The organism is Nostoc sp. JL33 (assembly GCF_017114985.1).
In the GTDB taxonomy this organism is placed as follows: domain Bacteria; phylum Cyanobacteriota; class Cyanobacteriia; order Cyanobacteriales; family Nostocaceae; genus Nostoc.
On the sequence record NZ_JABXKP010000092.1, the window covers coordinates 19,793 to 41,327 of the forward strand.

Sequence of the window (21,535 nt, forward strand, 5' to 3'; positions counted from 1 at the left end):
ATTTATGTCCAAAGTGATATCAAAGTGACATACGACTTTGAGGAGAGAAGATATGAGAGAATCTAGCATTTATCAAGAAATTCTTGAAGAAGGACTCCAAGAAGGTAGACAACGAGGTATTGAACAAGGCATTGAACAAGGCATTGAACAAGGTATTGAACAAGGAAGACAATCAGAACTAAGGCTAGTGATACGTCTATTAAATCGTCGGCTTGGTTCAATTAATTCTCAGTTACAATCTTGGTTGCAAGAGTTGTCCTTGGCTCAGTTAGAAAACTTGGGTGAAGTATTACTAGATTTCGCCAGTGAGGCTGATTTGATGAATTGGCTTAATACAATAGAAAGTTAGAGTTTGCTCTAAACCTTTCTACCAGTTACAAAAAAAGTCAGATTTTCGTACCAAGCTCCTTGCTCTGTTGCCTCTACTTCAATTTTTTGACGATACTCTGCTTTTAATTCTGCCATTTGCTCTGATGAAACCTGTAACAAGGGATTTTCTCTGGGATGAAACCATCCTCCATTCCATTCTCTAGCTTGCTCTAGATTGCGGTAGAAACCTAGTTGTTGGGTCTTCACTTCAATATTTTGAAAACCAGCTTCTGCAAGCAGATGATGACACTTGTCAGGAGTACCTGTTGGCTCATTGATATTTGTTAGTAAAATATTATGTTTGTCACAAATCTCGATGATGAGTGGCGCTCCACAAGATTCTTCAGAGCAACAAGAAAAACCTACAACTCCCCCTGGTTTGAGAAAACGATACCATTTACGTAGAGCAGCAAGAATATCCTTGAAATACACTATTGCTATAGAGCAAAGAATTACATCGAAACTCTCATCATTGAAGTCGATATACTCAGCATCAGCTTCAATGAGTTCGATATTTTGTAAGCCTAATTCTTCAATTTTATGTTGTGCTTGAACTAGCATTCCTGAAGAAAAATCTACTCCAGTTACTTTCCCTTCAGAACCAACAATTTGTGCAACAGCAATGGCAATGATACCTGTGCCAGTTGCCATATCCAATACTTTTTGTCCCTTTTGCAGTTGAACTAAATCTAGTAGAGGCAGAGCGCGATGAATTGTATAATCGTTGTCATAGCTAGTTCTGCTATCGAAGAAATCAATTACTTTTTTTTTATACTGTTGTTCGTATTGGCTATTTTGCATGATATTCTCGATTTCACTGGTCAATTATGAGAATAAATTATGAGTGAAACTTCTGTCTTCTGAAAAGTTGCTTTCAAAATATTTAAATCTTGCAAAATCCCAAAAGTTATATCATTTCTCTATATGCTTTGGGTGTGATTCCTATATGCTTACGAAAAAGGGTAGTAAAGTTGCTTTGGCTAGAACAGCCAACTTGAAGTGCAATTTCGATAATAGGTAATTGAGTATAAGCGAGTAAAAATTTAGCTCGCTCAATCCGGCATTGAATAACGTATTGATGTGGAGAAAGACCCATTAAACGTTTAAACCAACGACAGAATGAATAAGAACTCATATTCACTAGACTAGCCAGTTCTACCAGCGTTAATTCTAGTGCTATGTTGTCATAAATATAATCAATTACCTCCCGTAATTGACGCTTGGAAAGATTAACCTCAAATGCAATTAGTTGCCGTGTTCCAGAATAAGTCTTGAGGAGATGGGCTGCTAGAGCGATCGCAACTGATTCACCATATAGTTTACCAGATGGACATCCGGCTTCAAGCTCTGCTTTGAGTGCCATTCCCAGATGAAGAATTTGGCGATCGCAGACTCCGCGCTGTGGGATAATTTCAATAGTGCGATTGCTTCCAACGTTCAGCTCATCTGCTACTCTCTTAAAGAGACCCGAATCGAAAGAGACTAAGAGAAATTTTATTTCCTCATGCCAACGCGCTTCAGTCGGAATCCCCTTTGGAGTAACATTTACCCAACCTCTCCTCATCTGCGTACTGTGTAACCTTCCACCCGCTAGTCGCCAGTCTATTTGACATGAATTACCAAGCCAAATATTAATGCTGTGCTGCTGTAAGCAAAGCTCTGGACATTCAAAGGCGGGTAAATAATGCTGTTCAAGCACAATCCCGTTCCAGTGATTAGTGCTGGATAAAATAGGAGGTTTGCTGCTCATCGGCACAAGATTTCCGCTTGCCACATGAATGGCTGAGAGTTGTTCAGATTTCATGTTGCTACTCACTTGTAAGCTACTACAAAAAAGATGGTAAGCTAATGCGTGACAAAATTACACTATTAATTTATTTTCGCTAGCGCTAGCTGATGGCTCTATTTGTTCAGTCGATTCACTTAAAACAATCATTTATTCTTTCTTCAGCGTACCTCTGCGCTTACCTCAGCGTCCCTCTGGGTTTAAAAAATAAAAAAGGCGGGCATTACCCACCCTACAAATTTATCCTTTCACACAAAGAACTTGCTTGAGCGTTGCTACAACCTCAACCAAATCAGCTTGATTTTTCATAACTTGTTCTATCGACTTATAAGCACCGGGAATTTCATCTAACACACCCTCATCTTTACGGCATTCTACGCCTTGAGTTTGCTCAATCAAATCATCCAGTGTGTAGACATTTTTTGCCTTATTTCTAGACATCAAACGCCCTGCACCGTGAGAACAAGAACAAAAACTCTGGGCATTACCTTTACCTTTGACGATGAAAGACTTTGCCCCCATCGAACCAGGAATAATCCCATAGTCTTCAGTCTGGGCGCGGACTGCACCTTTACGAGTAACGTATACATCCTCATCAAAATGCACTTCTTTTTCAGCGTAATTGTGATGACAATTAACCTGCAATAAAGGTTTAGTTGCCTTCCCGCCTACCAAATGCTTTTCAACTATGTGCTTAAAACGCGCCATCATCACATCACGGTTGACACGCGCATAGTTTTGTGACCATTGTAAATCGTGCCAATATGCCTTGAATTCTGGCGTACCAGCGACAAAGTGAGCCAAATCAGGGTCAGGCAATTTATTACCTGCCATTTTTGCTAATTCTCTGGCTGTATGAATATGACACTGGGCGAGTTTATTGCCGATGTTACGCGAACCAGAATGCAGCATCAGCCAAACTTGATTCTCTGTATCGAGGCACACTTCAATAAAGTGATTTCCTCCACCGAGAGAACCCATCTGTTTCATTGCTTTACTTTGTAGGTCTTGCACACCGCGATGTAAGTCTTTAAAATCATCCCAGTGTTGCCAGTTGGTAACAGATTTTTCAACGTCTTTGTTTTCGTTGAATCCAGTCGGAATTGCTGCTTCAATATCTAAGCGGATTTTCTTGAGTTTACCTTCTAGTTGTTCGGCGGTAAATACTGTTTTGATAGCGCTCATACCACAACCAATATCCACGCCGACAGCAGCCGGCATAATTGCCTCTTTGGTCGCAATTACAGAACCAACTAAGGCACCTTTTCCTAAGTGAACATCTGGCATTAATGCCACGTGCTTAAACACAAATGGTAATGATGCCACATTCTTTGCCATCTTGGTTTCTTCTGATCCCAAAGAGTGATTTGCCCAAGATAAAACGGGTGCTGGTGTGGTAATTTCTAACTTTTCGTAGGGCATAATTGTTTCTATTTTGGATTTTAAATTTTAGATTGGGCAGATGATACTGATAATTATCGGTATGGTTTATAACCTATTATTTAGTACTTCTCCAAGCTATTTTTTGGGTTTGTAGTAAGCACTTTAGTGCTTAGAATATAAGGACTAAAGTCCTTACTACGAACTTCCTTACCCTACTTAGTTGTAGCAATTTAAATGTTGTATTGTCTTGCATTTGGTTCGCTCAATTTTCGTAAAGCTAAATAACTACTTTTAGCGAGTACCACCTCTATACTACAATTGTAATAATATAAATTACAAATGTCAAGCCGATCGCTCCCAGAAAGCAGATGTTTCCCAGATGTATTAAAATTTGTAAATAAAATCACTCAAGTTCAAATACAATACTCATGCCAGTGCGTCAAGATACAATTTGGGAACGTTTTTTATCCCCTGTAGTACGTCTTTTGATTGATGAAGACGGCTTGAAGCGTTACGCCGATGAGTATTGACTGGGAGAACGAGTGCGTAGGCGTAGCCCGTCGTAGACATCGCTATCGACGAGATGATGTGATAATTCCGTCATACTACAGCAGTCAAAACTTTCACGGTGTTACTGGCGGATATCTCAATTTTAGTGCAGCAGTTACTTACGATCCGATTATCCAATACGTTCTCCCACCGACTGAAAGTATTGTCCGTCAGGCTTTAGTTGATGCCGTCAAGGTAAAACCACGACGCATACTTGACTTAGGCTGCGGCACAGGTTCCACTACTTTAATGTTAAAACAGGCTTTCCCAGAAGCGGAAGTTATTGGTTTGGACTTATCACCCTATATGCTGGTAAGGGCGGAAGATAAAGCTAGAAATGCTGGTTTAGATATAGTCTGGCGACACGGGAATGCTGAAAAAACTGGTTTGAGTGACGCAACATTTGACTTAGTGACAGCTTCTTTGCTATTCCACGAAACACCAGACGCGGTTTCCTTAGCAATTCTGCGGGAAAGCTTCCGGTTGTTGGTAACTGGAGGGCAAGTATTAGTTCTAGATGGGAATCAGAAGACTCTGCGTCAGTTAGAATGGCTGAATGATGTTTTTGAGGAGCCATATATTCGTGAGTATGCTGCTGGTAGCGTAGACGCGAATATGGGTGCAGCCGGATTTGAAGCTGTGCGATGTCTACGACGGGCTACGCTTACGCACGATGTATGGTGGATCAATCAAGTAACTAGCGGCATTAAACCAATAGCAACCGAAAATATCCGTCAGTATACTCCCACATCAATAGATAATAATGATTTGGAGGGACTTGGATCTCCAGCATTTGGCATAAGGGCATGAGTTTAAAGGCAGTTCTCTTTGATTTTAATGGTGTGATCATTAACGATGAGCCAATCCACCTACAACTGATAGATGAGATTCTCATTGAAGAAAATCTCCAACCCCAACGGGTGAGTGAGCGTCAAGCTTCTTTGGGACGTAGCGATCGCGCTTGTTTTGGGCAATTACTCGCTAATCGTGGTAGAGTAGCTGACGAAAACTATTTAACTCAGTTGTTGTACCGCAAAGCCCAGTCCTATGTGGTGGAACTAGAGAAAATCGAGAAACTGCCTTTATATCCAGGTGTAGAAGATTTAATATTTCAAGTGCGATCGCGTCATCTGAAGCTAGGATTAGTTAGTGGCGCTATTCGCCAAGAAATAGAATTGGTACTCCATCGCGCTAAACTAGCCGAACATTTTAAAATTATCGTCGCCGGTGATGACATTACCACCAGTAAACCACAACCCGATGGTTATCTATTGGCAGTAAAACGCCTGAATCAAGAATATCCCGAATTGAATCTTCAACCATACGAGTGTTTGGCAATTGAAGATACTCCAGCAGGTATCGAAGCGGCGAAGCGATCGCAAATGCAAGTTGTTGGTGTAGCGAATACTTACCCATTCCACATGCTCCAGCGTTGCTGTAACTGGACTGTTGATTATCTCAGTGATTTGGAACTCGAACGCGTACAGAAGGTTTATTCCCAAAAACAGCCTCAGCAATCGGTAACTGAATGTTAGAATACTCTATGGTGATAGTGTATTGAGTTAATGAGTAATATTACTCTTGACTTAGCAGAGATTTTGGGGAATTAGCTCAGTTGGTAGAGCGCTGCGATCGCACCGCAGAGGCCATCGGTTCAAATCCGTTATTCTCCATCTGACTGTTAAACATTATTGAGCCTTGTTCCAAGGTTACGGGAGTATGATGAACTGGCAAGAAATCTTTGTAATGTTGATGAGCTAGAGCGCTCGCCTACAAACTTCCATATATTTCCCCAAAGATATCCACGAGGCTTTGGTGAGATGGGCTGAGGAAGAAGACCGTCCCATCAGTAATCTTGTTGTGCAGATGATGAGTAAGGCAGTTGAAGAACGAGAAAAGCAACAGACTCCACGGCAACAATAATCACGGTTATCCCATCGTTACTTACCCTTGGCGCAAGCAAATGGATTTTTGTTCAGAGCCTGTGCAACAATAGAAAGCCGCGAACTTTTGGTTCAAAATAGTAATGCCAGAGGAAATTACAGAGGTTCCAGGGAGGGTTCATAAAGACCTAAAAATTGGTTTTAAAAGCGCCTATGCAGGTCTGGAAGTGACACAAACAGCGGTTTGGGAGGAGGCGATTAGAGATTGGCTGCAAAAAGAAGATTCCAGTGCTGAGGGAAAGTGATATTGCTTATGACTAACATCACCCACGATATTGTTGCCAAGCTTTGGAATCTCTGTAACATCCTCAAAGATGATGGCGTGACGTATCACCAATACGTCATTGAACTGACGTACCTGCTGTTCCTGAAGATGGCAAAGGAAACCCGCACCGAAAACCTGCTTCCTGATGGTTACCGTTGGGACGATCTGGAAAGCAAAGCAGCACTCGACCGCCTGGAGTTCTACAAAGGTTTATTGATCCACCTTGGTAGTCACGGCTCCACGCTCGTTAAAGAAATTTTTGCCAATGCCAGTTCCTCCATCAAAAAGCCCAATACACTTTCTACACTGGTCACTGAGATCGACAAGCTTGACTGGTACAGTGCTAGGCAGGAAGGTCTGGGCGACGTGTATGAAGGGCTGCTGGAGAAGAACGCCAATGAAAAGAAATCCGGTGCTGGTCAGTACTTTACACCCCGTCCGCTGATCGATAGTATGGTGCATGTTATGCGCCCTACGTTGGAGGACATTATTCAAGACCCCGCAGCAGGAACAGGCGGTTTTTTAATCGCCGCCAATCGCTACATACACGAAAACAGCGACCCGGATAGCTGGACAGAAAAACAGCGACGCAAATACCGTAGCAATACCTTCTACGGTATGGAGCATGTGCAGGATACGCACCGTCTGGCGTTAATGAACCTGATGCTACATGGACTGGAATTTGACCTGCAAGGGGTGGGTATTCACTACGGCGATACGCTCTCCCCAGAGGGAGAAGCTTTGCCGAAAGCGACGCTGATCCTAACCAATCCACCCTTTGGCTCTAAGAAAGGGGGTGGCTTACCTAACCGCAAAGACTTTACTTTTCCTACCAGCAACAAACAATTTTGCTTCTTGCAACACATCTACCGTGGTCTCAAGCCTGGTGGTCGTGCTGCTGCCGTGTTCCCGGACAATGTATTGTTTGACAGCAATTTAGGTAAGCAGATCCGCACTGACTTGATGGAAAAGTGCAATCTACATACCATCCTACGCCTACCTACTGGTATTTTCTACGCGCAGGGTATCAAGACTAACGTGCTGTTTTTCACTCGTGGCAAAAAGGAAAAAGGTAATACCCAAGAAGTTTGGGTATATGATCTGCGCGCTAATATATCGCAATTTGGCAAGCGTACCCAACTCACTCGTGAACACTTTGCAGAGTTTGAAGTTGCCTTTGGGGATGACCCCTTTGGTAGCCCAGTAAGTCTTGCCAAGCGAGTAGATACTGGTGAGCAAGGACGTTTCAGAAAATTTACCCGTGACTGGATAGCAGAAATTGGTGACAGCCTAGACATTTTCTGGGAAGACAAGACTGATGAATTACCTGAACCGACAATGCTCGCACAAGAAGCGATGAGTGAACTGGAAGCCGCACTAGAAGAATTGCGGGGGATTTTAGAGGAGTTGGGTGAGGAGGTTGAAGTGTGAGTGAAAGCCTTGAAATTCCCACCTCTTGGCTTCAGCTACCTCTTGGCGAAGTTATCGACTATGGCAAGACGGACAAGACCGAAGATAACCAAATTCCTGCCAATGCTTGGGTGCTTGAACTTGAAGACATTGAGAAGGATACGTCAAAGCTATTACAGCGCCTTTCGTTCGCTCATCGCCAGTCAAAAAGCACCAAGAATCGATTTACTTTAGGCGATGTGCTTTATGGCAAGCTTCGCCCGTACTTAAACAAAGTTCTTGTGGCTGACCGCGATGGTTACTGCTCTACGGAAATCGTACCGCTCAAGCCGAATCAAGCCATCAATGGTCGTTTTCTGTTTTATTGGCTCAAGCATCCTGCATTTCTCGATTATGTAAAGTTTGTTAGTCATGGTATTACCATGCCACGACTAGGTACTGAAGCTGCACTACAAGCTCCATTGATATTGGCTCCACTCAATGAACAAAAACGCATTGCCGATAAGCTCGACGTACTGGTAGCAAGGGTAGATGCCTGTCGTTCGCGCCTTGATCGCATCCCCCTTATCCTCAAACGTTTCCGCCAAGCCGTCCTCACCGCAGCAACATCGGGGCAACTCACCGAAGATTGGCGGAACCCAGACAGCACTAACAAGATGGCACGTTGGGTTTCTCTTGAAGACGTTGCATCAACGTTGAGTTATGGATCATCCGCGAAGTCATCGCCAGCAGGTTCTGTTCCCGTATTACGCATGGGTAATATTCAACAGGGCAAACTAGATTGGAATGATCTGGTCTTCACTTCTGATATAAACGAGATCGAGAAATACCAATTGCTCACTGGAGATGTACTATTTAATCGAACCAATAGTCCTGAACTAGTAGGCAAAACAGCCGTCTATAAAGGCGAACGACCTGCTATCTATGCAGGCTATCTTATTCGTGTTCGCTGTAGTGCCGATCTACTTCCTGACTATCTTAACTACTGCCTCAATAGTCCGGCAGGGCGCGATTACTGCTGGCACGTTAAGTCTGATGCTATCAGTCAGTCAAATATCAATGCGAGGAAGCTCGCAGCATTTGAGTTTGAACTGCCACCTATAGAAGAACAAGCAGAGATCGTTCGCCGCACCGAAAACCTCTTTGCCTACGCTGATCGTGTCGAAACCCATTATAAAGCCGCCCACACTCAGGTCGATCGCCTGATACCTACATTGTTGGCTAAAGCATTTCGCGGCAAACTTGTGCCTCAAGACCCCAACGATGAACCGGCATCAGCGCTGTTGGAGCGGATTAGGGCTGAACGAGCAACACAACCTGCCAAAGCTAACAGAGCCATAACTCCTAGAAAACCAGCGATGACCAAGATGACTAAAGAATCTGTGAAGGAAGCAATTTGGCAATTACCCAAGGACAAATTTTCATTCAATGAACTGCGTGAAAACCTCACTGGTGATTATGACTTATTAAAGGATATCCTGTTTGCACTCCTCAGTGAAGCCGAGCCGATTCTTAAGCAGGTCTTTGATCAAGAGGAGCAAGCGATGCATTTCGTTCGGGCAGGCAAATGAAGCTTTTAAGGGTTCACATCATTTCTGCTAAAACTTGCGGCGGGCTACTTGATGGACTTGACTTACGGTTGCGAAGTCCATTGAGTGGCTATTCTGGGTTTGAGCCTCTATGTCTTATTGGACCGAATGGCGCGGGCAAATCTCAGTTTTTGCAAGTGCTAGCAGAGATTTTTCACTCTGTGTTCCACAAGTGTATTCCCAATGAAGAACGTAAGGAAAGTAATCCCGACTTGCAATTCGAGCTTGAATACCTCATTCAGCCAGAGGATGAGCAGCTACCTGTCCGTGTCCGTATTTCACAGAAAGCCAGTGGTAAAAATCGTCTTTTAATCGAGCGGAGAGATGAAGATGCCTACGAATGGATAGGGTGTAAACTAGATGCTCCAAAGACCCACGCACTGCTGCCTCGAAAAGTTGTTGGCTACACGTCAGGGGATAATGAAACCCTCAGTGTGCCATTCCTTTTAAGTCGCAATGGGTATGCAAAGGATGTGACCGAAAGTGCATTACATGATCTAAAACCCGATCCAAAATCCGTTCCAGATACTCGGCTGATGCTGATTGACTATGGAACAAATCTTGAGGTTCTTGTGGCTAATCTCCTGTTGGGTGAGCCTTCCCAGCGGGATTTTCTACTACAGGATGCAAAACTGCAAAATCTGCACTCATTTCGTTGCATTATCCAACTTGCTCACAGTGCAGCCCCTAATAATCCGAAAAAGAGCAAATCTAATAACAGGCAAAGAGAAGTTCTGATTACAAAGGAACTCCAAACCTCTCTCGACCAGTTCAAGCGCTGCGCTACCTGCTACACCTATGACGAAACGACAGAGACGTATACCTTTGATTATTGGATCAATGACCAGACAAGAGAAGCATTTCGCTTATTTTGGAACAGCACGCTTGATTTGTACTCGTCATTCCACAAGTTGGCAATGTTAAACGACTTGGTACTTCCGAAGAATATGCGCGTGCTGTTTCGGAAAGCCACTAAATCGATAAGGTTTGCTTCACGTCTTGTAGAGCCTCATGATGAAGATAAGGTTTTCCGATTTGAACGGGTTGTGTTTACTGCCCAAAGGACTGGCAAAGAGGTAGACTATGTATCGCTCTCCGATGGCGAGCATCAGCTTGGGCAGATTCTGGGAACGTTTTGTATGTTGTCATCTCCTAATGTACTTTTCCTCCTTGATGAGCCTGAGTCGCATTTCAATCCGCAATGGCGAGTGAATTTCATTTCCCGAATACTCGATTTGCCTACGAAAAATGGCGATCGCAGAGAATCTTCAAAAGCTACTGAACAAGAGTGCTTGCTGACAACACACTCGCCCTTTGTACCTTCAGATATGCATAGAGACAAAGTTTTTATTTTCAGCAAAGATGAAGAAGGAAAGATTCAAGTCCAAAATCCCTATATTGAAACATTTGGCACTACATTTGACACAATCATTGAGGAATGTTTTAACGTCCGTCCGCCTATGTCACAAGTTCCTCTAGACAAGATAAAAGAGCTGATGCAGAGTGAGAATCCCGAAGATATCAGGGTAGGGATGCAACAACTGGGTGATTCTGTCGAGAAAGCATTTCTTGCTGATCGATTGCGGCAATTAACAAATAGGGATGGGGTATAGAATGCTTTTTGGATATCCCGTTTCAGCGGCGACAGCGAATAACTGGCTCCACGAGTGCTTGTGCGAAATTTTACGTTCAATCCATGCCAGTCTAGAGACAGCAACACCGCTGCCCCTGCCAGCATGGCCTGATATTATTCCAGCGCGATACCGTAAAAGGCTGGAAAAACGCCGAGGACTGGAAGATAGGTTGAATATTTACAGGATAACTCTGGAAAAGCTTACCACCGCAGAACAGAAACAAATTCTTCAAGCGCTCCATGACCAAAATCAGATTGAACTTCTCTTGTCTTGCCATCTGAACTGTGAGGCCATCGGTAACTTTCCAGAAGCCATTCATGAGCCAGTAAAAAAACTTTTTGAATTTGGGTTTGAACTTCTCACAACGCTGGAAATCCGCGATAAGCACTACAAAGCGATTTATGATGAGACTCCTCACGTATGTCCCTTCTGCGGGTGTCAACCTTTTGATGCATTAGGATCGCGCCGTGAAGCATTGGATCATTACCTAGCAGAAAGCAAATACCCGTTCGCAGGTTCAAACTTGCGTAATCTGGTTCCAATGTGTAATAAATGTAACTCTTACAAGCTTGCTCAGGATATTCTCGTTAAGAAAGACGGTACTCGTCGCAAGTCGTTTGACCCATATAACTGTACAGAAATCAGACTCTCTCTAGAAAACAGTCAGCCTTTTGCTGGCACAATTACACCAACTGGTCAAATACCGAAATGGCAAATAGACTTTCAACCTAACACTGAAGAGATAACTACTTGGGATGAGGTGTTCCACATTCGAGAACGATATGAAAGAAACGAGTTAGACCCGAAATTCAAAAGCTGGATGGATGATTTTAAACGTTGGTGTAAATCTGCCAAGATTCTGCCTAGTTCTGACCAAGAATTGGTGGAAGCGATCAATCGTTATGCAACTTATTATGAGGAAATGGGCATTAGCGATCGCGCGTTCTTAAAAGCATCTGTATTCCGAATGCTGCACACGCATTGTCAGCAGGGCGATCAACGACTCATTTTCTTTATCATGAGTAATTTAACTTAGGGCAAACCCCATAAACTCAATCAATTTTGGTGTGATTGCCTACCGCACTACTTAATATATGTATCTTAAATGACTAAAGCTCTTGACTATAAGAACTAAATACTATTGATTTAACCTAGTAATACCGTTTCTTTGTGAAGCTGCGCCAAATCTCTTAATTTCTCATTTCTTGGCGTATTTGCCATACTTGGCGGTTCGTTCTTTATTTATTGCACTATGAGCGCATCTTCATACAGAATTGGTATAACCCCTCTTTAATCACTACGGGTAAAGAAAAATACTATACCCAATCTGAACCTTTCTATTATTTTTACAAAAACCGTAATAAAAAAAAGGAGCCTAAGTTAGACTCCTTAATAAAAAACTAATAATAAAATTGTGACTACTTAACAGTCACCTTACCGCCAGCTTCTTCGATGCGCTTCTTAGCATCTTCAGCAGCATCCTTAGCAAGACCTTCTTTAACAGCCTTGGGCGCAGCTTCCACCAAGTCTTTCGCTTCTTTCAGACCCAAACCGGTCAATTCCCGGACAATCTTCAGCACGGCAATCTTCTTATCAGCTGGAACTGATTCGAGAATAACTTCAAACTCGGTTTGCTCAACAACTTCCGCCTCAGGAGCAGCACCAACACCAGGGCCTGCAAACGCTACGCCAACGGGTGCAGCAGCACTCACACCAAAAGCTTCTTCAATTTGCTTAACTAACTCAGAAGCTTCCAACAAAGAAAGGGTTTTTAGTTGTTCTAAAATTTGATCGGTTGCAGTAGACATTGATATAACTCCTGTAATTTTGATTATTTATTTGTCATGGGTCATTAGTCTTTAACTATAGACTCTTGACTCTTGACTGATGAACTACTAAGTCTATTCAGCAGCCGTTTCAGTACTGCTATCTTGTACAGCAGAGGTTTCGGTATTGCTATCTTGTACAGCAGCCGTTTCGCTACTGCTATCTTCTACAGCAGCCGTTTCAGTACTGCTATCTTCTACAGCAGCGCTTTCGGTGCTACCACCAGCTTGCTCTTGGTCGGCCACAGCCTGCAAAGCACGAGCCAGTGAACCAGGAACTTCGTTGATACCCACAGCAATCTTGGTAGCCAAGGCGTTGATAGCCCCAGCAATTTGGGCAATGAGTTGTTCCTTAGATGGCAAGTCTCCCAGTACCTTGACATCAGGTTCTTTGAGTAGGCGACCTTCCAGTACACCACCGCGAAGTTCTGTCTTCTTGCTGACTTTTTGGAATTCTTGGTATGCCTTAATTGCCGATGAAAAATCTTCTTTTACCAGCAAAAAGGCGGAAGAACCGTTGAGCAATTCCGACAAAGGCTGCCATTTTTCATCATCTTTAATGGCAATGCCCATTAGAGTGTTCTTCGTCACCTTACAAACGGTGCCACTAGGACGCAGCCGCCGCCGTAAGTCTGTGATTTCAGAAACTGTTAGCCCCTGATAGTCAATTACCAGTGCCAGAGTTGACTGACTCAAAGTTTCTTTGAGGTCAGCTACTATCTCTTTTTTATTTTCTAGTGTTCTACCCATTCCAATCTCACCTCCTTAAAATAATCGGTGAAGTGCCCTACTTGTACGTTTTTTCTAAACCTGAACCCAAACAACAAACCCCAGCTAATCTAGCCGGGGTTGAGTATTAAGACTCTTAACGCCATAGTTATCACACCTTTTTTTATGGGTGGTAATTCTGACTATTAGAGTTTTAACCTCGGCAGGATATTTAAGCTTTTAGCACCTGCTGTCTCCGGCTTTGCCTATTTAATTTAAAGTTAGGAGTGAGGAGTGAGGAGTTAAAAATAAAACTCATAACTCTTAACTCCTAACTCTTAGTTAACCAGCTTCGCTCAGTTTCAAATCTCGTAGGGCGGTGACATCAATTTTAATCGATGGCCCCATTGTGGCTGACACATAAAATGTGCGCCAATAACGACCTTTAGCTCCTGAAGGACGGTTACGATCAATCGTCTCCTGCAATGCCTTCAGGTTGACTAACAAATCTTCAGGCGAGAATGTTGTCTTACCAAACATAACATGGACAATACCAGTTCGATCAGCTCGGAATTCTAATTTACCAGCTTTGAATTCTGCGATCGCACCTGCTAAATCAAATGTTACGGTTCCACCTTTGGGCGATGGCATCAAACCACGCGGCCCAAGCAACTTACCCAGCCTTGCCACCTGTGGCATCACATCGGGTGTGGCGATCAGCTTGTCAAAATCCATCCTACCTTTCTGGATTTCGTCAATCAGTTCTTCTGAACCTACTATATCAGCACCAGCGTTGCTTGCTTCGTTTACCTTTTCGCCTCTGGCTATCACCGCCACCCGAACGATTTGTCCTGTACCTTTGGGCAGTGCTACCGTTGTCCGCAACTGTTGGTCTGTATACTTGGGGTCAATTCCCAGGCGGACATGCGCTTCCGCAGCTTCGGTAAATTTAGCTGTTGCTGTCTCTTTGAGAAGGGTTAAAGCCTCTAGGGGTAGATAGTCCTTATCTTCTACTTTTGCTTGCAGCGTCTGCAAACGACGCGATATTTTTGGCATTTTGTTCTCCTGGGGTAATTCCGAAGCTTCGCCTCTCCCCCGATAAATTTTACTTATTTGTCCCTTGTCATTTGTCCTTTGTCATTTGCTAGTTTTTTGCTAATGACCAATGACTAATCCGTGACTGTTATACCCATATTCTTAGCCGTTCCTCCCACAATCTTCATTGCTGCGTCTATGTCGTTAGCATTGAGATCGGGGAGTTTCGTTTGGGCTATTTCTTGCAATTGTGCTTTGGTAATTGACCCAACCTTCTTTTTGTTGGGTTCATTCGAGCCTTTTTCAACTTTCGCCGCCTTGCGAATCAGCACTGATGCTGGTGGCGTCTTGAGTACAAATGTGAAACTCCGGTCTTCAAAAACCGAAATTTCTACAGGTATCACCATTCCAGCTTGATCTGCTGTCTTGGCGTTGTACTCTTTGCAGAACATCATGATGTTGACGCCGTGTTGACCCAATGCGGGCCCCACTGGCGGTGCTGGGTTGGCTTTTCCAGCATTCAGGGCCAATTTAATGACCGCTACTATTTTCTTCGCCATTTGTATTTAGCTCTGTTTCTCTACCTGATTAAATTCCAATTCTACTGGTGTATCCCTGCCGAAAATCGAGAGCAAGGCTTTAAGTTTACTCCGCTCTGGAGAGACTTCAATCACCTCGCCTTCAAAATCTTTAAATGGCCCAGAAAGCACCATTATCTTATCACCAGTAGCCATGTCAATTTTCAGAACCGGCTCTTGTTCGCTGGTTTGTTTGAATATGCGCTCAACTTCTGAAGAACTCAGTGGTATGGGGTTCACATGACCGCGCCCCTTACTACTACCACGTTTTTGTTCTGCACCCACAAAATTAATTACATGGGAGGTGTTTCGTACCACCTGCCAGGTATCATCATCCATCATCATCCGCACCAGCACATAGCCAGGGAAAACTTTTTCTTCTGTATGCTGGCGACTGCCATCTTTGCGGATTTTCACCGCCGGCGTCTGCGGAATTTCTACCTGAACAATTTTGTCAGCTACATCAAAAGTTTGAATGCGTTGCTCTAAGTTAGTCTTTACACGCTTTTCACAGCCTGAGGCTACTTGCACTGCATACCAGCGTGCTTCTTTTGACGCTGCTTCTGCCGTTTCTGCTGTTTCTTCCGACGGCAACGTTGAGTTGCGAGGTTCATCTGTTGCAAAAGTCATCAGAACACCTGTTTTGCTGCCCAACCAAACAATCCATCGACCAAGTATATCAAAGATGCGGAGAGTGCCACCATTAACAACACAGCGGCGGATTCGCTCACTATCTGTTTCCGACTGGGCCAAACTACTTTTTCAAGTTCTTCTCTGATTCCCTGTATGAAGTTGCCAATGCTAAAACCATTTGTGGCTTCTGGCAATTCTGCTTCACTTTTTTTGGCCACGACCCTTTATCCCCCGTTTGTTACTCAATTTTGGATTTTGGATTTTGGATTTACCCCATGCCTAAAGGCAAAGGCGTTTAATTTTATAGATTTTGGTTTGTCGATTTTAAATTTCTTCTCAATCGAAAACCTTAAATCGGCAGATTTGTCTTTTTAATCCAAAATCTCAAATTCGATGATCCAGGTTTGCAGTTTCGACTCTATTCCACTTAACTGAAAGTAAAACAACTGCAAATACAATAAGTTTACCCGAAATTATTAACGCTAACTGCTATATTAGCAGCTGCGTAATTATTTCGGGCTTTGTTTTTTGCTCTTGAGCGCGCCCTGGAGGACTTGAACCCCCGACATCAGGTTTTGGAGACCTGCGTTCTACCAACTGAACTAAGAGCGCACAAGCTGTTTTTGATTCACTCATTGCGCTGAACTAAATTTCAGTTTAACGCAATATGCGATTTCTATCATACCTCAATTTTCTCTGGAGAACAAGTCAGCGGCAGATGCCGCTTGAGGCTTGAGATTTCTCCCATAGTTATGAAGGACGAATCACAAAGGGCGGTCAAACCGTTGCTTGATCCGGGTTGCCTTACCTACGCGATCGCGGAGATAATACAGTTTAGCACGGCGTACTTTACCGCGACGTAATACCTTGATGCTGTCAATTCGGGGAGAATGCAACAGAAATACCCGCTCGACGCCCACACCTTGAAAAACTTTACGGACTGTAATAGTTTCGTTGATGCCGCCATTCCGCATGGCAATTACTACTCCCTCGTAGGGTTGTACGCGGTATTTTTCGCCTTCCTTGATTTTCACTCCCACTTTTACGGTGTCGCCCACATAAATGTCGGGCAGATTCGATTTTATCTGTTCCGCTTCAATCGAGCGGATAATCTCTTGAGCGTTCATAGTCTTTCTGTCTGCTTAAAAAAAAACTCACAATCATCAATCATAAATCGATAATCCTATTTCAGTCTACTTGTTAGGATTGATAATTTTACTGATACAACAGCCTAGATATCAAAGCTATATTGCAGAATGCTGTACCACAAGGGTGAAATTTATGAAATTTAGCGTCGTCATCAGTACTTATAATCGCTTGAATTTGCTACAAAGAGCAATTGACTCGGCTCGTAACCAAACAATCGAGTGCGAGGTGGTTGTTGCTGACGACTGTTCATCTGATGACACCGAAACCTATGTTAAAAGCTTAGGGGACAAGGTTGTTTACCATCGTAACGAAGTGAACCTTGGTCATGCAGCAACGGTAAATGCTGGAGTTGCCAAAGCTAGCGGCGACTGGATTAAGTTTTTAGATGACGACGACTATTTAGCTGCTAATTGCATAGAAGAGATGGCAAAGGCGATCGCACTTCGTCCCGATGCTGTAATCTGCTCTTGTGTGGCGGCTCAGGTGGATGGCAATGAAATTGAACTCTCTCGCACCCCCCAAGTTGGCCCCGGATTAGCTTTTTATATCCCACAAGCCGATATTCACTACGGTATGCTTTTAGAGCTTGTACCTTTTGGCACGCCTGTACAAGTAGCTTGCCGACGTGATGCTTTCCTACAAACTGGTGGTTGGGACTCCACACTCGATGCTAACTGTGATGACATCGATTCCTGGATTCGGATTGCCCAGTTTGGCGATGCTATTTTCCTTAATCAGTGTCTTGCTTACCGTACTGTTTGGCCTGGTGCGTATAATCAAAAGTTTTCTTTGTCTCGGCGCTTGGCGACAAATATTTTGATGAAGGAGAAAATTTACGCCTTGGTAAATGACCAACATCGCTCAAATATTCCCGTGTTTCAGGATATAAAAAATTACCTGAAACTCCATTGGATTTTAGTTGCACTGAAGCAAAAAAATATCAAGAGTTTTCTTTCAATGATAGATGCGTCTATAGTTTCTCCTCAGTCTTGGAAGTTTTTGCTAACTGCTGCTTCATCACGTCGTCAGGGAAACAATTCTCTGGTTCGTAAACTTGTGTTGATTGAGCCGTAATTTTTTAACAAAACAGAATTCAGGAGTCACACAATGAGAGGATTTTAGATTTTAGATTTTAGATTTTAGATTTACCCCAGCAATCAAGTCACTTGCTCTATCATTTAATTTTAGATTCTGGATTAAAGAATTTAGGACTTACGCATGAGTTACGGAATAACGTAGACGCGGAGCGGCTTGCCGCAGGCTACCGCAGAGGCGCAGAGAAGCCAGTGCGTTGCGGGGGTTCCCCCCGTTGTAGCAACTGGCGCGACACGGAGAAATCAGAGTTTGAGAGATATTTTGCGTAAGTCCTATCTCTGTTTTAGCAATCGCTGTGTTGAATGGAGTTTTCAGAATTTTGGAGTTTTACCCCGATTTCTTGAGCGGTTACTGAATAAATCTTTAAGCTAAGTAACTGGTTAGAAGTGCTCTTAGTCAGTAGCAAATTGTGAATTTTATGCACTACTGACTACTTTTGAGTTGTCGCTGAAGACCTCAATAATTATGTTGATTGATACTCAGTTACTTATCTTAATTTTTTATACATCTCTCAAAGATTATGCGAATCATACATATTTTGAACCACGTTCAAGAAATAGGTAACGGTATTGTGAATGTGGCTGTGGATCTGGCTTGTTTCCAGGCAAAATCTGGTCATCAGGTAGCGGTTATTTCTGCTGGTGGTGAATACGAGAAATTACTAAATAAATGTGGTGTCCTACACTACCAACTAGACCAAACTAGGAAACCAATAAGTATTATTAAAGCTGCTGTGCGTTATCGAGCGATCGCAGCTGAATTTCACCCTAATATTGTTCATGCCCATATGATGACCGGAGTCATACTAGCACGCATTTTTAAAGGGAATAAGTATGCTTTAGTTTCCACAGTCCACAACGAATTTCAGCGTTCCAGCTTGCTGATGGGTTTAGCTGACAGGGTAATTGCCGTCAGCAAAGCTGTGCGAGATTCTATGGCAAGGCGCGGTATTTCAGAAAACAAGTTGCGGGTAGTATGCAATGGAACTTTAGGCAGCCCCCGCACGCGACAAATACAAGATTATCAACCTTTACCATTACAGCGTCCAGCGATCGCTACCGTAGCCGGGATGTATCAACGCAAGGGAATCGCTGAGTTAATCGCTGCCTTTGAAAAAATTGCTTCAGATTTTCCGCAAGCGCATCTTTATTTGGTAGGAAATGGCCCTGATAAACAGCTATTTGAGGCACAGGCACAAGCAACTTCTGTAAAAGAACGCATTCATTTTGAAGGTTTCCAGCCGGAACCTCAGCGCTATCTGATATCTTGTGACATATTTGTGCTGGCTTCCCACCGCGATCCTTGCCCTCTCGTACTTTCGGAAGCTAGGGAAGCTGGAAGTGCGATCGTTGGCACTCAGGTAGATGGCATTCCTGAAGCTTTGGACAATGGGCAAGCAGGTCTTTTAGTGCCAGCAAAAGATAGTAATGCTTTAGCTGGGGTTTTAGTACAATTACTGAGTAATGCCGATATGCTGCACGAGTGGAAAAAGCGGGCAAATCAAAACCTAGAGTGGCTAAGTGTTGCCCGCGTTCATCATGAAACACTGGTAGTGTATCGTGAATTAATTACACAGTGAGAGCATTAACACTGTAGCGATCGCTTTAATTTTAAAGCTACACCTAAAGTGCCAAAGATTAGTACACCCAAAACATTAGTTGATTCAGGAACAGCAGTGTAATAACCACCCACTCTGATCGGCCCATCTTTATCCTCTTGGTCTGCTGGCACTGGTGGAATGATTCCAGCACCTGGCGCTAGATTGGGCAGGGTAGCGAATGGATTGTAAAACAGGGTTCCGTTTGGGATTACGCCACCACTAAAAGTGATGATGTTATCTTTTACGGTAACGTCTGTAAAAATATTCTTTAGATCAGGGTTAGCAGAGTAACCAATCTTGCCATCTCCATTAACATCTCCCCACTGCACCGGCTCATTATCAAATGGTGGAGTAGAATTCGGATTACTATAGGACAGCGTTTTTAAATCAAAGACCAAGCTTTTTATATCGTACCCGGTGGCATTGAGAAAGTTATTAGCTACATCTGGAACACCATATTCTATTACTTCCCCTGGTTGATAGTCTGTAAGGGTTCTTGGTTTTTTGGCGGCGAGGACTTCTTCATTTTGAGTTGTCACGGTGGGTTCTACCAAGATAACGGCTCTTGCTGGTGTCCAAGACAAAAAACTAATTCCTGCTGCTCCTAGTACAGATAAGGCTATTTTGGTTGCGATTGTAGTCATATTTGTGTCCTCTTGATATTGATTGAGAGAATACTATACCGCGTGGGTTAAATCAAATAGCAAGAACTCACTTTTAAACTGCTATTTACCTGCTAGATAAATAGTGTCTAATCTGTGCCTGCTCACGGAGTTTATATCTACTCATAGGTTGATTTATAAAGCAATTATTGTAATGCTTCATCACGATAACTAGTAATTTCACGCAATCTTTATAAAAAAGCTAAATTAGAGCTTATGCGTTGACAGATTGGGCAATATATGAATTGAAAAAATTTAATTTAGGGATTTCCAAGAAATAAACGTAGACGCGGAGTCACAGAGAACACAGAGGAATGAGGAAGAGAGAGTTTTTTAATCAGTTTTTTGGATATTTTTTTTATCGTAAAATAAAGCGAATTTAAAAGCGAAATGGGGAAACTGTTGAAAAAGAGAATTTATTTTACAATTATTGCAGCGATCGCGGTTTTTGGTGCTGGTGTAGTTACTGCAAACAATACAACCAATTCTTTAGCGCAAAGTACCGAAAAAGTATCTGTAAATACTGAAATTGTTGAGGGTTTGACAGTTACAAGAACAGAAGGGAGTATTATTGTACCAAAAGATGTAGAGGATTTAATTGCAAAATCAGATATTATCGCTATTGGAAAAGCAACACAATCGATCACGGAAAGTACACCTTTAATTCAACGTGATTTGGAGGGTTACGTTACTCAAGCGATCTCCCAAACTAAATTTAAAGTACAACGTGTGCTCAAAGGTGCGTCATATTCTGACACGTTATTGATCGGACAACAAGCAGCTATAGTTGCAGACAGAATCACCGATAAAAGTTTCCTTCAGGTATTGGAGGATTACCAACCGCTAGTCAAGAATGCAAAATACATTCTTTTCCTTAAGAAAGGTTTGAATGGTAGTCCATTGTATTTTCCTGTAGGAGTTTATTACGGAAAATTCAATGTTGATGGCACAGACCAAGCTGAAAATAAAATAGAAGATTTAGATTTCAAGTTGATCCGAAAGGACGTGATTGAGAGATTTAAGAAGATTATAGACGAGACATTAGCTAGTTAACGATGCAATGCCGCTTTACTTTAGGGACTTCCAACAAATAAATTACCCAATATTGTGGGGTGGGCCGAAAAGCCCGCCCGTATAGAAAGGCGGGCTTTTCGGCCCACCCCACAAGAAGTAGTTGAGTATTTTTTTATTTGGAAGTCCCTTAAAGCAAATAAATGGCTTGGCATTGTTTAATAACTATTTTAAATAAGGTGTTCCTCCATTTACCCGAATACGGTGTACACACAGTTTATCGAATAGCCCAAAGAAACCTCACCCTGGT

21 protein-coding genes, 2 tRNA genes, 2 pseudogenes and 1 other annotated feature are annotated in these 21,535 nt (G+C 42.9%); of the genes and pseudogenes, 13 read left to right on the forward strand and 12 right to left on the reverse strand.

The window, feature by feature from the left end:
- Positions 1 to 52: 52 nt before the first annotated feature.
- On the forward strand, positions 53 to 349 hold the full coding sequence (locus HWQ23_RS27870) for a DUF4351 domain-containing protein (protein WP_292835933.1): 297 nt from the start codon (positions 53 to 55) through the stop codon (positions 347 to 349).
- A gap of 8 nt (positions 350 to 357) precedes the next feature.
- Here the strand turns inward: HWQ23_RS27870 and HWQ23_RS27875 are convergent, their stop codons facing one another.
- From HWQ23_RS27875 to HWQ23_RS27885, 3 genes are all read right to left on the reverse strand, one after another.
- Complete coding sequence (locus tag HWQ23_RS27875; RefSeq protein WP_292835935.1) at positions 358 to 1,170, reverse strand: class I SAM-dependent methyltransferase; 813 nt, start codon at positions 1,168 to 1,170, stop codon at positions 358 to 360.
- 106 nt (positions 1,171 to 1,276) lie between these two features.
- Entirely contained in the window at positions 1,277 to 2,173 is an 897-nt protein-coding gene (locus tag HWQ23_RS27880) for a helix-turn-helix domain-containing protein (RefSeq protein WP_292835938.1), read from the reverse strand.
- A gap of 222 nt (positions 2,174 to 2,395) precedes the next feature.
- A complete protein-coding gene (locus HWQ23_RS27885; RefSeq protein ID WP_292835941.1) occupies positions 2,396 to 3,577 on the reverse strand; it encodes an RtcB family protein in 1,182 nt (393 codons plus the stop codon).
- Positions 3,578 to 3,966: 389 nt separating this feature from the next.
- Between HWQ23_RS27885 and HWQ23_RS27890 the strand changes: the two are divergent.
- The 9 genes and pseudogenes from HWQ23_RS27890 (at position 3,967) to HWQ23_RS27930 (ending at position 11,964) form a co-directional block, all read left to right on the forward strand.
- Positions 3,967 to 4,897 (forward strand): annotated as a pseudogene (locus HWQ23_RS27890) (class I SAM-dependent methyltransferase).
- Complete coding sequence (locus tag HWQ23_RS27895; protein WP_292835944.1) at positions 4,894 to 5,622, forward strand: HAD family hydrolase; 729 nt, start codon at positions 4,894 to 4,896, stop codon at positions 5,620 to 5,622. The pseudogene HWQ23_RS27890 and the gene HWQ23_RS27895 overlap by 4 nt, the downstream one beginning before the upstream one ends.
- 65 nt (positions 5,623 to 5,687) lie before the next feature.
- Positions 5,688 to 5,760: transfer RNA gene (locus HWQ23_RS27900), tRNA-Ala, on the forward strand.
- A gap of 109 nt (positions 5,761 to 5,869) precedes the next feature.
- On the forward strand, positions 5,870 to 6,010 hold the full coding sequence (locus tag HWQ23_RS27905; protein WP_292836097.1) for a ribbon-helix-helix domain-containing protein: 141 nt from the start codon (positions 5,870 to 5,872) through the stop codon (positions 6,008 to 6,010).
- A gap of 103 nt (positions 6,011 to 6,113) precedes the next feature.
- A complete protein-coding gene (locus tag HWQ23_RS27910; RefSeq protein ID WP_292835947.1) occupies positions 6,114 to 6,275 on the forward strand; it encodes a hypothetical protein in 162 nt (53 codons plus the stop codon).
- An 8-nt stretch (positions 6,276 to 6,283) separates the two neighbouring features.
- The gene (locus tag HWQ23_RS27915) at positions 6,284 to 7,726 is read left to right on the forward strand and encodes a class I SAM-dependent DNA methyltransferase (RefSeq protein WP_292835949.1); all 1,443 of its coding nucleotides are present in this window, start codon (positions 6,284 to 6,286) and stop codon (positions 7,724 to 7,726) included.
- A gap of 110 nt (positions 7,727 to 7,836) precedes the next feature.
- Entirely contained in the window at positions 7,837 to 9,276 is a 1,440-nt protein-coding gene (locus HWQ23_RS27920; RefSeq protein ID WP_365742970.1) for a restriction endonuclease subunit S, read from the forward strand.
- The gene (locus tag HWQ23_RS27925; RefSeq protein ID WP_292835954.1) at positions 9,273 to 10,907 is read left to right on the forward strand and encodes a restriction system-associated AAA family ATPase; all 1,635 of its coding nucleotides are present in this window, start codon (positions 9,273 to 9,275) and stop codon (positions 10,905 to 10,907) included. The genes HWQ23_RS27920 and HWQ23_RS27925 overlap by 4 nt, the downstream gene beginning before the upstream one ends.
- Before the next feature lies 1 nt (position 10,908).
- Positions 10,909 to 11,964, forward strand: a complete 1,056-nt coding sequence (locus HWQ23_RS27930) for a hypothetical protein (protein WP_292835957.1) — start codon at positions 10,909 to 10,911, stop codon at positions 11,962 to 11,964.
- Positions 11,965 to 12,346: 382 nt separating this feature from the next.
- Here HWQ23_RS27930 and rplL read toward each other — a convergent pair whose 3' ends face one another.
- The 8 genes and pseudogenes from rplL to rplS all read right to left on the reverse strand — a co-directional run bounded on the left by rplL (position 12,347) and on the right by rplS (position 16,835).
- Entirely contained in the window at positions 12,347 to 12,736 is a 390-nt protein-coding gene (gene rplL / locus HWQ23_RS27935) for a 50S ribosomal protein L7/L12 (protein ID WP_292835961.1), read from the reverse strand.
- Between the two features lie 240 nt (positions 12,737 to 12,976).
- Positions 12,977 to 13,504 (reverse strand): annotated as a pseudogene (gene rplJ / locus HWQ23_RS27940) (50S ribosomal protein L10); the annotation flags it as partial.
- Between the two features lie 63 nt (positions 13,505 to 13,567).
- Positions 13,568 to 13,740: a sequence feature (ribosomal protein L10 leader region), on the reverse strand.
- A gap of 64 nt (positions 13,741 to 13,804) precedes the next feature.
- Positions 13,805 to 14,518 carry a 50S ribosomal protein L1 gene (gene rplA, locus HWQ23_RS27945; RefSeq protein ID WP_292835964.1) on the reverse strand — a complete coding sequence of 238 codons (714 nt, stop codon included), beginning with the start codon at positions 14,516 to 14,518 and terminating at the stop codon, positions 13,805 to 13,807.
- Between the two features lie 113 nt (positions 14,519 to 14,631).
- Complete coding sequence (rplK, locus tag HWQ23_RS27950) at positions 14,632 to 15,057, reverse strand: 50S ribosomal protein L11 (RefSeq protein WP_292835967.1); 426 nt, start codon at positions 15,055 to 15,057, stop codon at positions 14,632 to 14,634.
- A gap of 6 nt (positions 15,058 to 15,063) precedes the next feature.
- On the reverse strand, positions 15,064 to 15,705 hold the full coding sequence (gene nusG, locus HWQ23_RS27955; RefSeq protein ID WP_292835970.1) for a transcription termination/antitermination protein NusG: 642 nt from the start codon (positions 15,703 to 15,705) through the stop codon (positions 15,064 to 15,066).
- Positions 15,705 to 15,926, reverse strand: a complete 222-nt coding sequence (gene secE, locus HWQ23_RS27960; RefSeq protein WP_292835973.1) for a preprotein translocase subunit SecE — start codon at positions 15,924 to 15,926, stop codon at positions 15,705 to 15,707. The genes nusG and secE overlap by 1 nt, the downstream gene beginning before the upstream one ends.
- Before the next feature lie 321 nt (positions 15,927 to 16,247).
- A tRNA-Trp gene (locus HWQ23_RS27965) sits at positions 16,248 to 16,320 on the reverse strand.
- 152 nt (positions 16,321 to 16,472) lie between these two features.
- A complete protein-coding gene (rplS, locus tag HWQ23_RS27970) occupies positions 16,473 to 16,835 on the reverse strand; it encodes a 50S ribosomal protein L19 (protein WP_273766612.1) in 363 nt (120 codons plus the stop codon).
- 154 nt (positions 16,836 to 16,989) lie between these two features.
- Here rplS and HWQ23_RS27975 point away from each other — a divergent pair, with 154 nt between their 5' ends.
- Positions 16,990 to 17,931 carry a glycosyltransferase family 2 protein gene (locus HWQ23_RS27975; RefSeq protein WP_292835976.1) on the forward strand — a complete coding sequence of 314 codons (942 nt, stop codon included), beginning with the start codon at positions 16,990 to 16,992 and terminating at the stop codon, positions 17,929 to 17,931.
- Positions 17,932 to 18,472: 541 nt separating this feature from the next.
- A complete protein-coding gene (locus HWQ23_RS27980) occupies positions 18,473 to 19,531 on the forward strand; it encodes a glycosyltransferase (RefSeq protein ID WP_292835979.1) in 1,059 nt (352 codons plus the stop codon).
- A 5-nt stretch (positions 19,532 to 19,536) separates the two neighbouring features.
- Here the strand turns inward: HWQ23_RS27980 and HWQ23_RS27985 are convergent, their stop codons facing one another.
- Positions 19,537 to 20,196: a hypothetical protein gene (locus HWQ23_RS27985; RefSeq protein ID WP_292835982.1), complete on the reverse strand. Its 660-nt coding sequence runs from the start codon at positions 20,194 to 20,196 to the stop codon at positions 19,537 to 19,539.
- Between the two features lie 408 nt (positions 20,197 to 20,604).
- Between HWQ23_RS27985 and HWQ23_RS27990 the strand changes: the two genes are divergently transcribed.
- Positions 20,605 to 21,267, forward strand: a complete 663-nt coding sequence (locus tag HWQ23_RS27990; protein WP_292835985.1) for a hypothetical protein — start codon at positions 20,605 to 20,607, stop codon at positions 21,265 to 21,267.
- Positions 21,268 to 21,535: the final 268 nt, after the last annotated feature.

Coding starts and splice junctions, on each gene's coding strand:
- HWQ23_RS27870 (WP_292835933.1), top strand. CDS start 53: ATGAGAGAATCTAGCATTTATCAAGAAATTCTTGAAGAAGGACTCCAA.
- HWQ23_RS27875 (WP_292835935.1), bottom strand. CDS start 1,170: ATGCAAAATAGCCAATACGAACAACAGTATAAAAAAAAAGTAATTGAT.
- HWQ23_RS27880 (WP_292835938.1), bottom strand. CDS start 2,173: ATGAAATCTGAACAACTCTCAGCCATTCATGTGGCAAGCGGAAATCTT.
- HWQ23_RS27885 (WP_292835941.1), bottom strand. CDS start 3,577: ATGCCCTACGAAAAGTTAGAAATTACCACACCAGCACCCGTTTTATCT.
- HWQ23_RS27895 (WP_292835944.1), top strand. CDS start 4,894: ATGAGTTTAAAGGCAGTTCTCTTTGATTTTAATGGTGTGATCATTAAC.
- HWQ23_RS27910 (WP_292835947.1), top strand. CDS start 6,114: ATGCCAGAGGAAATTACAGAGGTTCCAGGGAGGGTTCATAAAGACCTA.
- HWQ23_RS27915 (WP_292835949.1), top strand. CDS start 6,284: ATGACTAACATCACCCACGATATTGTTGCCAAGCTTTGGAATCTCTGT.
- HWQ23_RS27925 (WP_292835954.1), top strand. CDS start 9,273: ATGAAGCTTTTAAGGGTTCACATCATTTCTGCTAAAACTTGCGGCGGG.
- HWQ23_RS27930 (WP_292835957.1), top strand. CDS start 10,909: ATGCTTTTTGGATATCCCGTTTCAGCGGCGACAGCGAATAACTGGCTC.
- rplL (WP_292835961.1), bottom strand. CDS start 12,736: ATGTCTACTGCAACCGATCAAATTTTAGAACAACTAAAAACCCTTTCT.
- rplA (WP_292835964.1), bottom strand. CDS start 14,518: ATGCCAAAAATATCGCGTCGTTTGCAGACGCTGCAAGCAAAAGTAGAA.
- rplK (WP_292835967.1), bottom strand. CDS start 15,057: ATGGCGAAGAAAATAGTAGCGGTCATTAAATTGGCCCTGAATGCTGGA.
- nusG (WP_292835970.1), bottom strand. CDS start 15,705: ATGACTTTTGCAACAGATGAACCTCGCAACTCAACGTTGCCGTCGGAA.
- rplS (WP_273766612.1), bottom strand. CDS start 16,835: ATGAACGCTCAAGAGATTATCCGCTCGATTGAAGCGGAACAGATAAAA.
- HWQ23_RS27975 (WP_292835976.1), top strand. CDS start 16,990: ATGAAATTTAGCGTCGTCATCAGTACTTATAATCGCTTGAATTTGCTA.
- HWQ23_RS27980 (WP_292835979.1), top strand. CDS start 18,473: ATGCGAATCATACATATTTTGAACCACGTTCAAGAAATAGGTAACGGT.
- HWQ23_RS27985 (WP_292835982.1), bottom strand. CDS start 20,196: ATGACTACAATCGCAACCAAAATAGCCTTATCTGTACTAGGAGCAGCA.
- HWQ23_RS27990 (WP_292835985.1), top strand. CDS start 20,605: ATGGGGAAACTGTTGAAAAAGAGAATTTATTTTACAATTATTGCAGCG.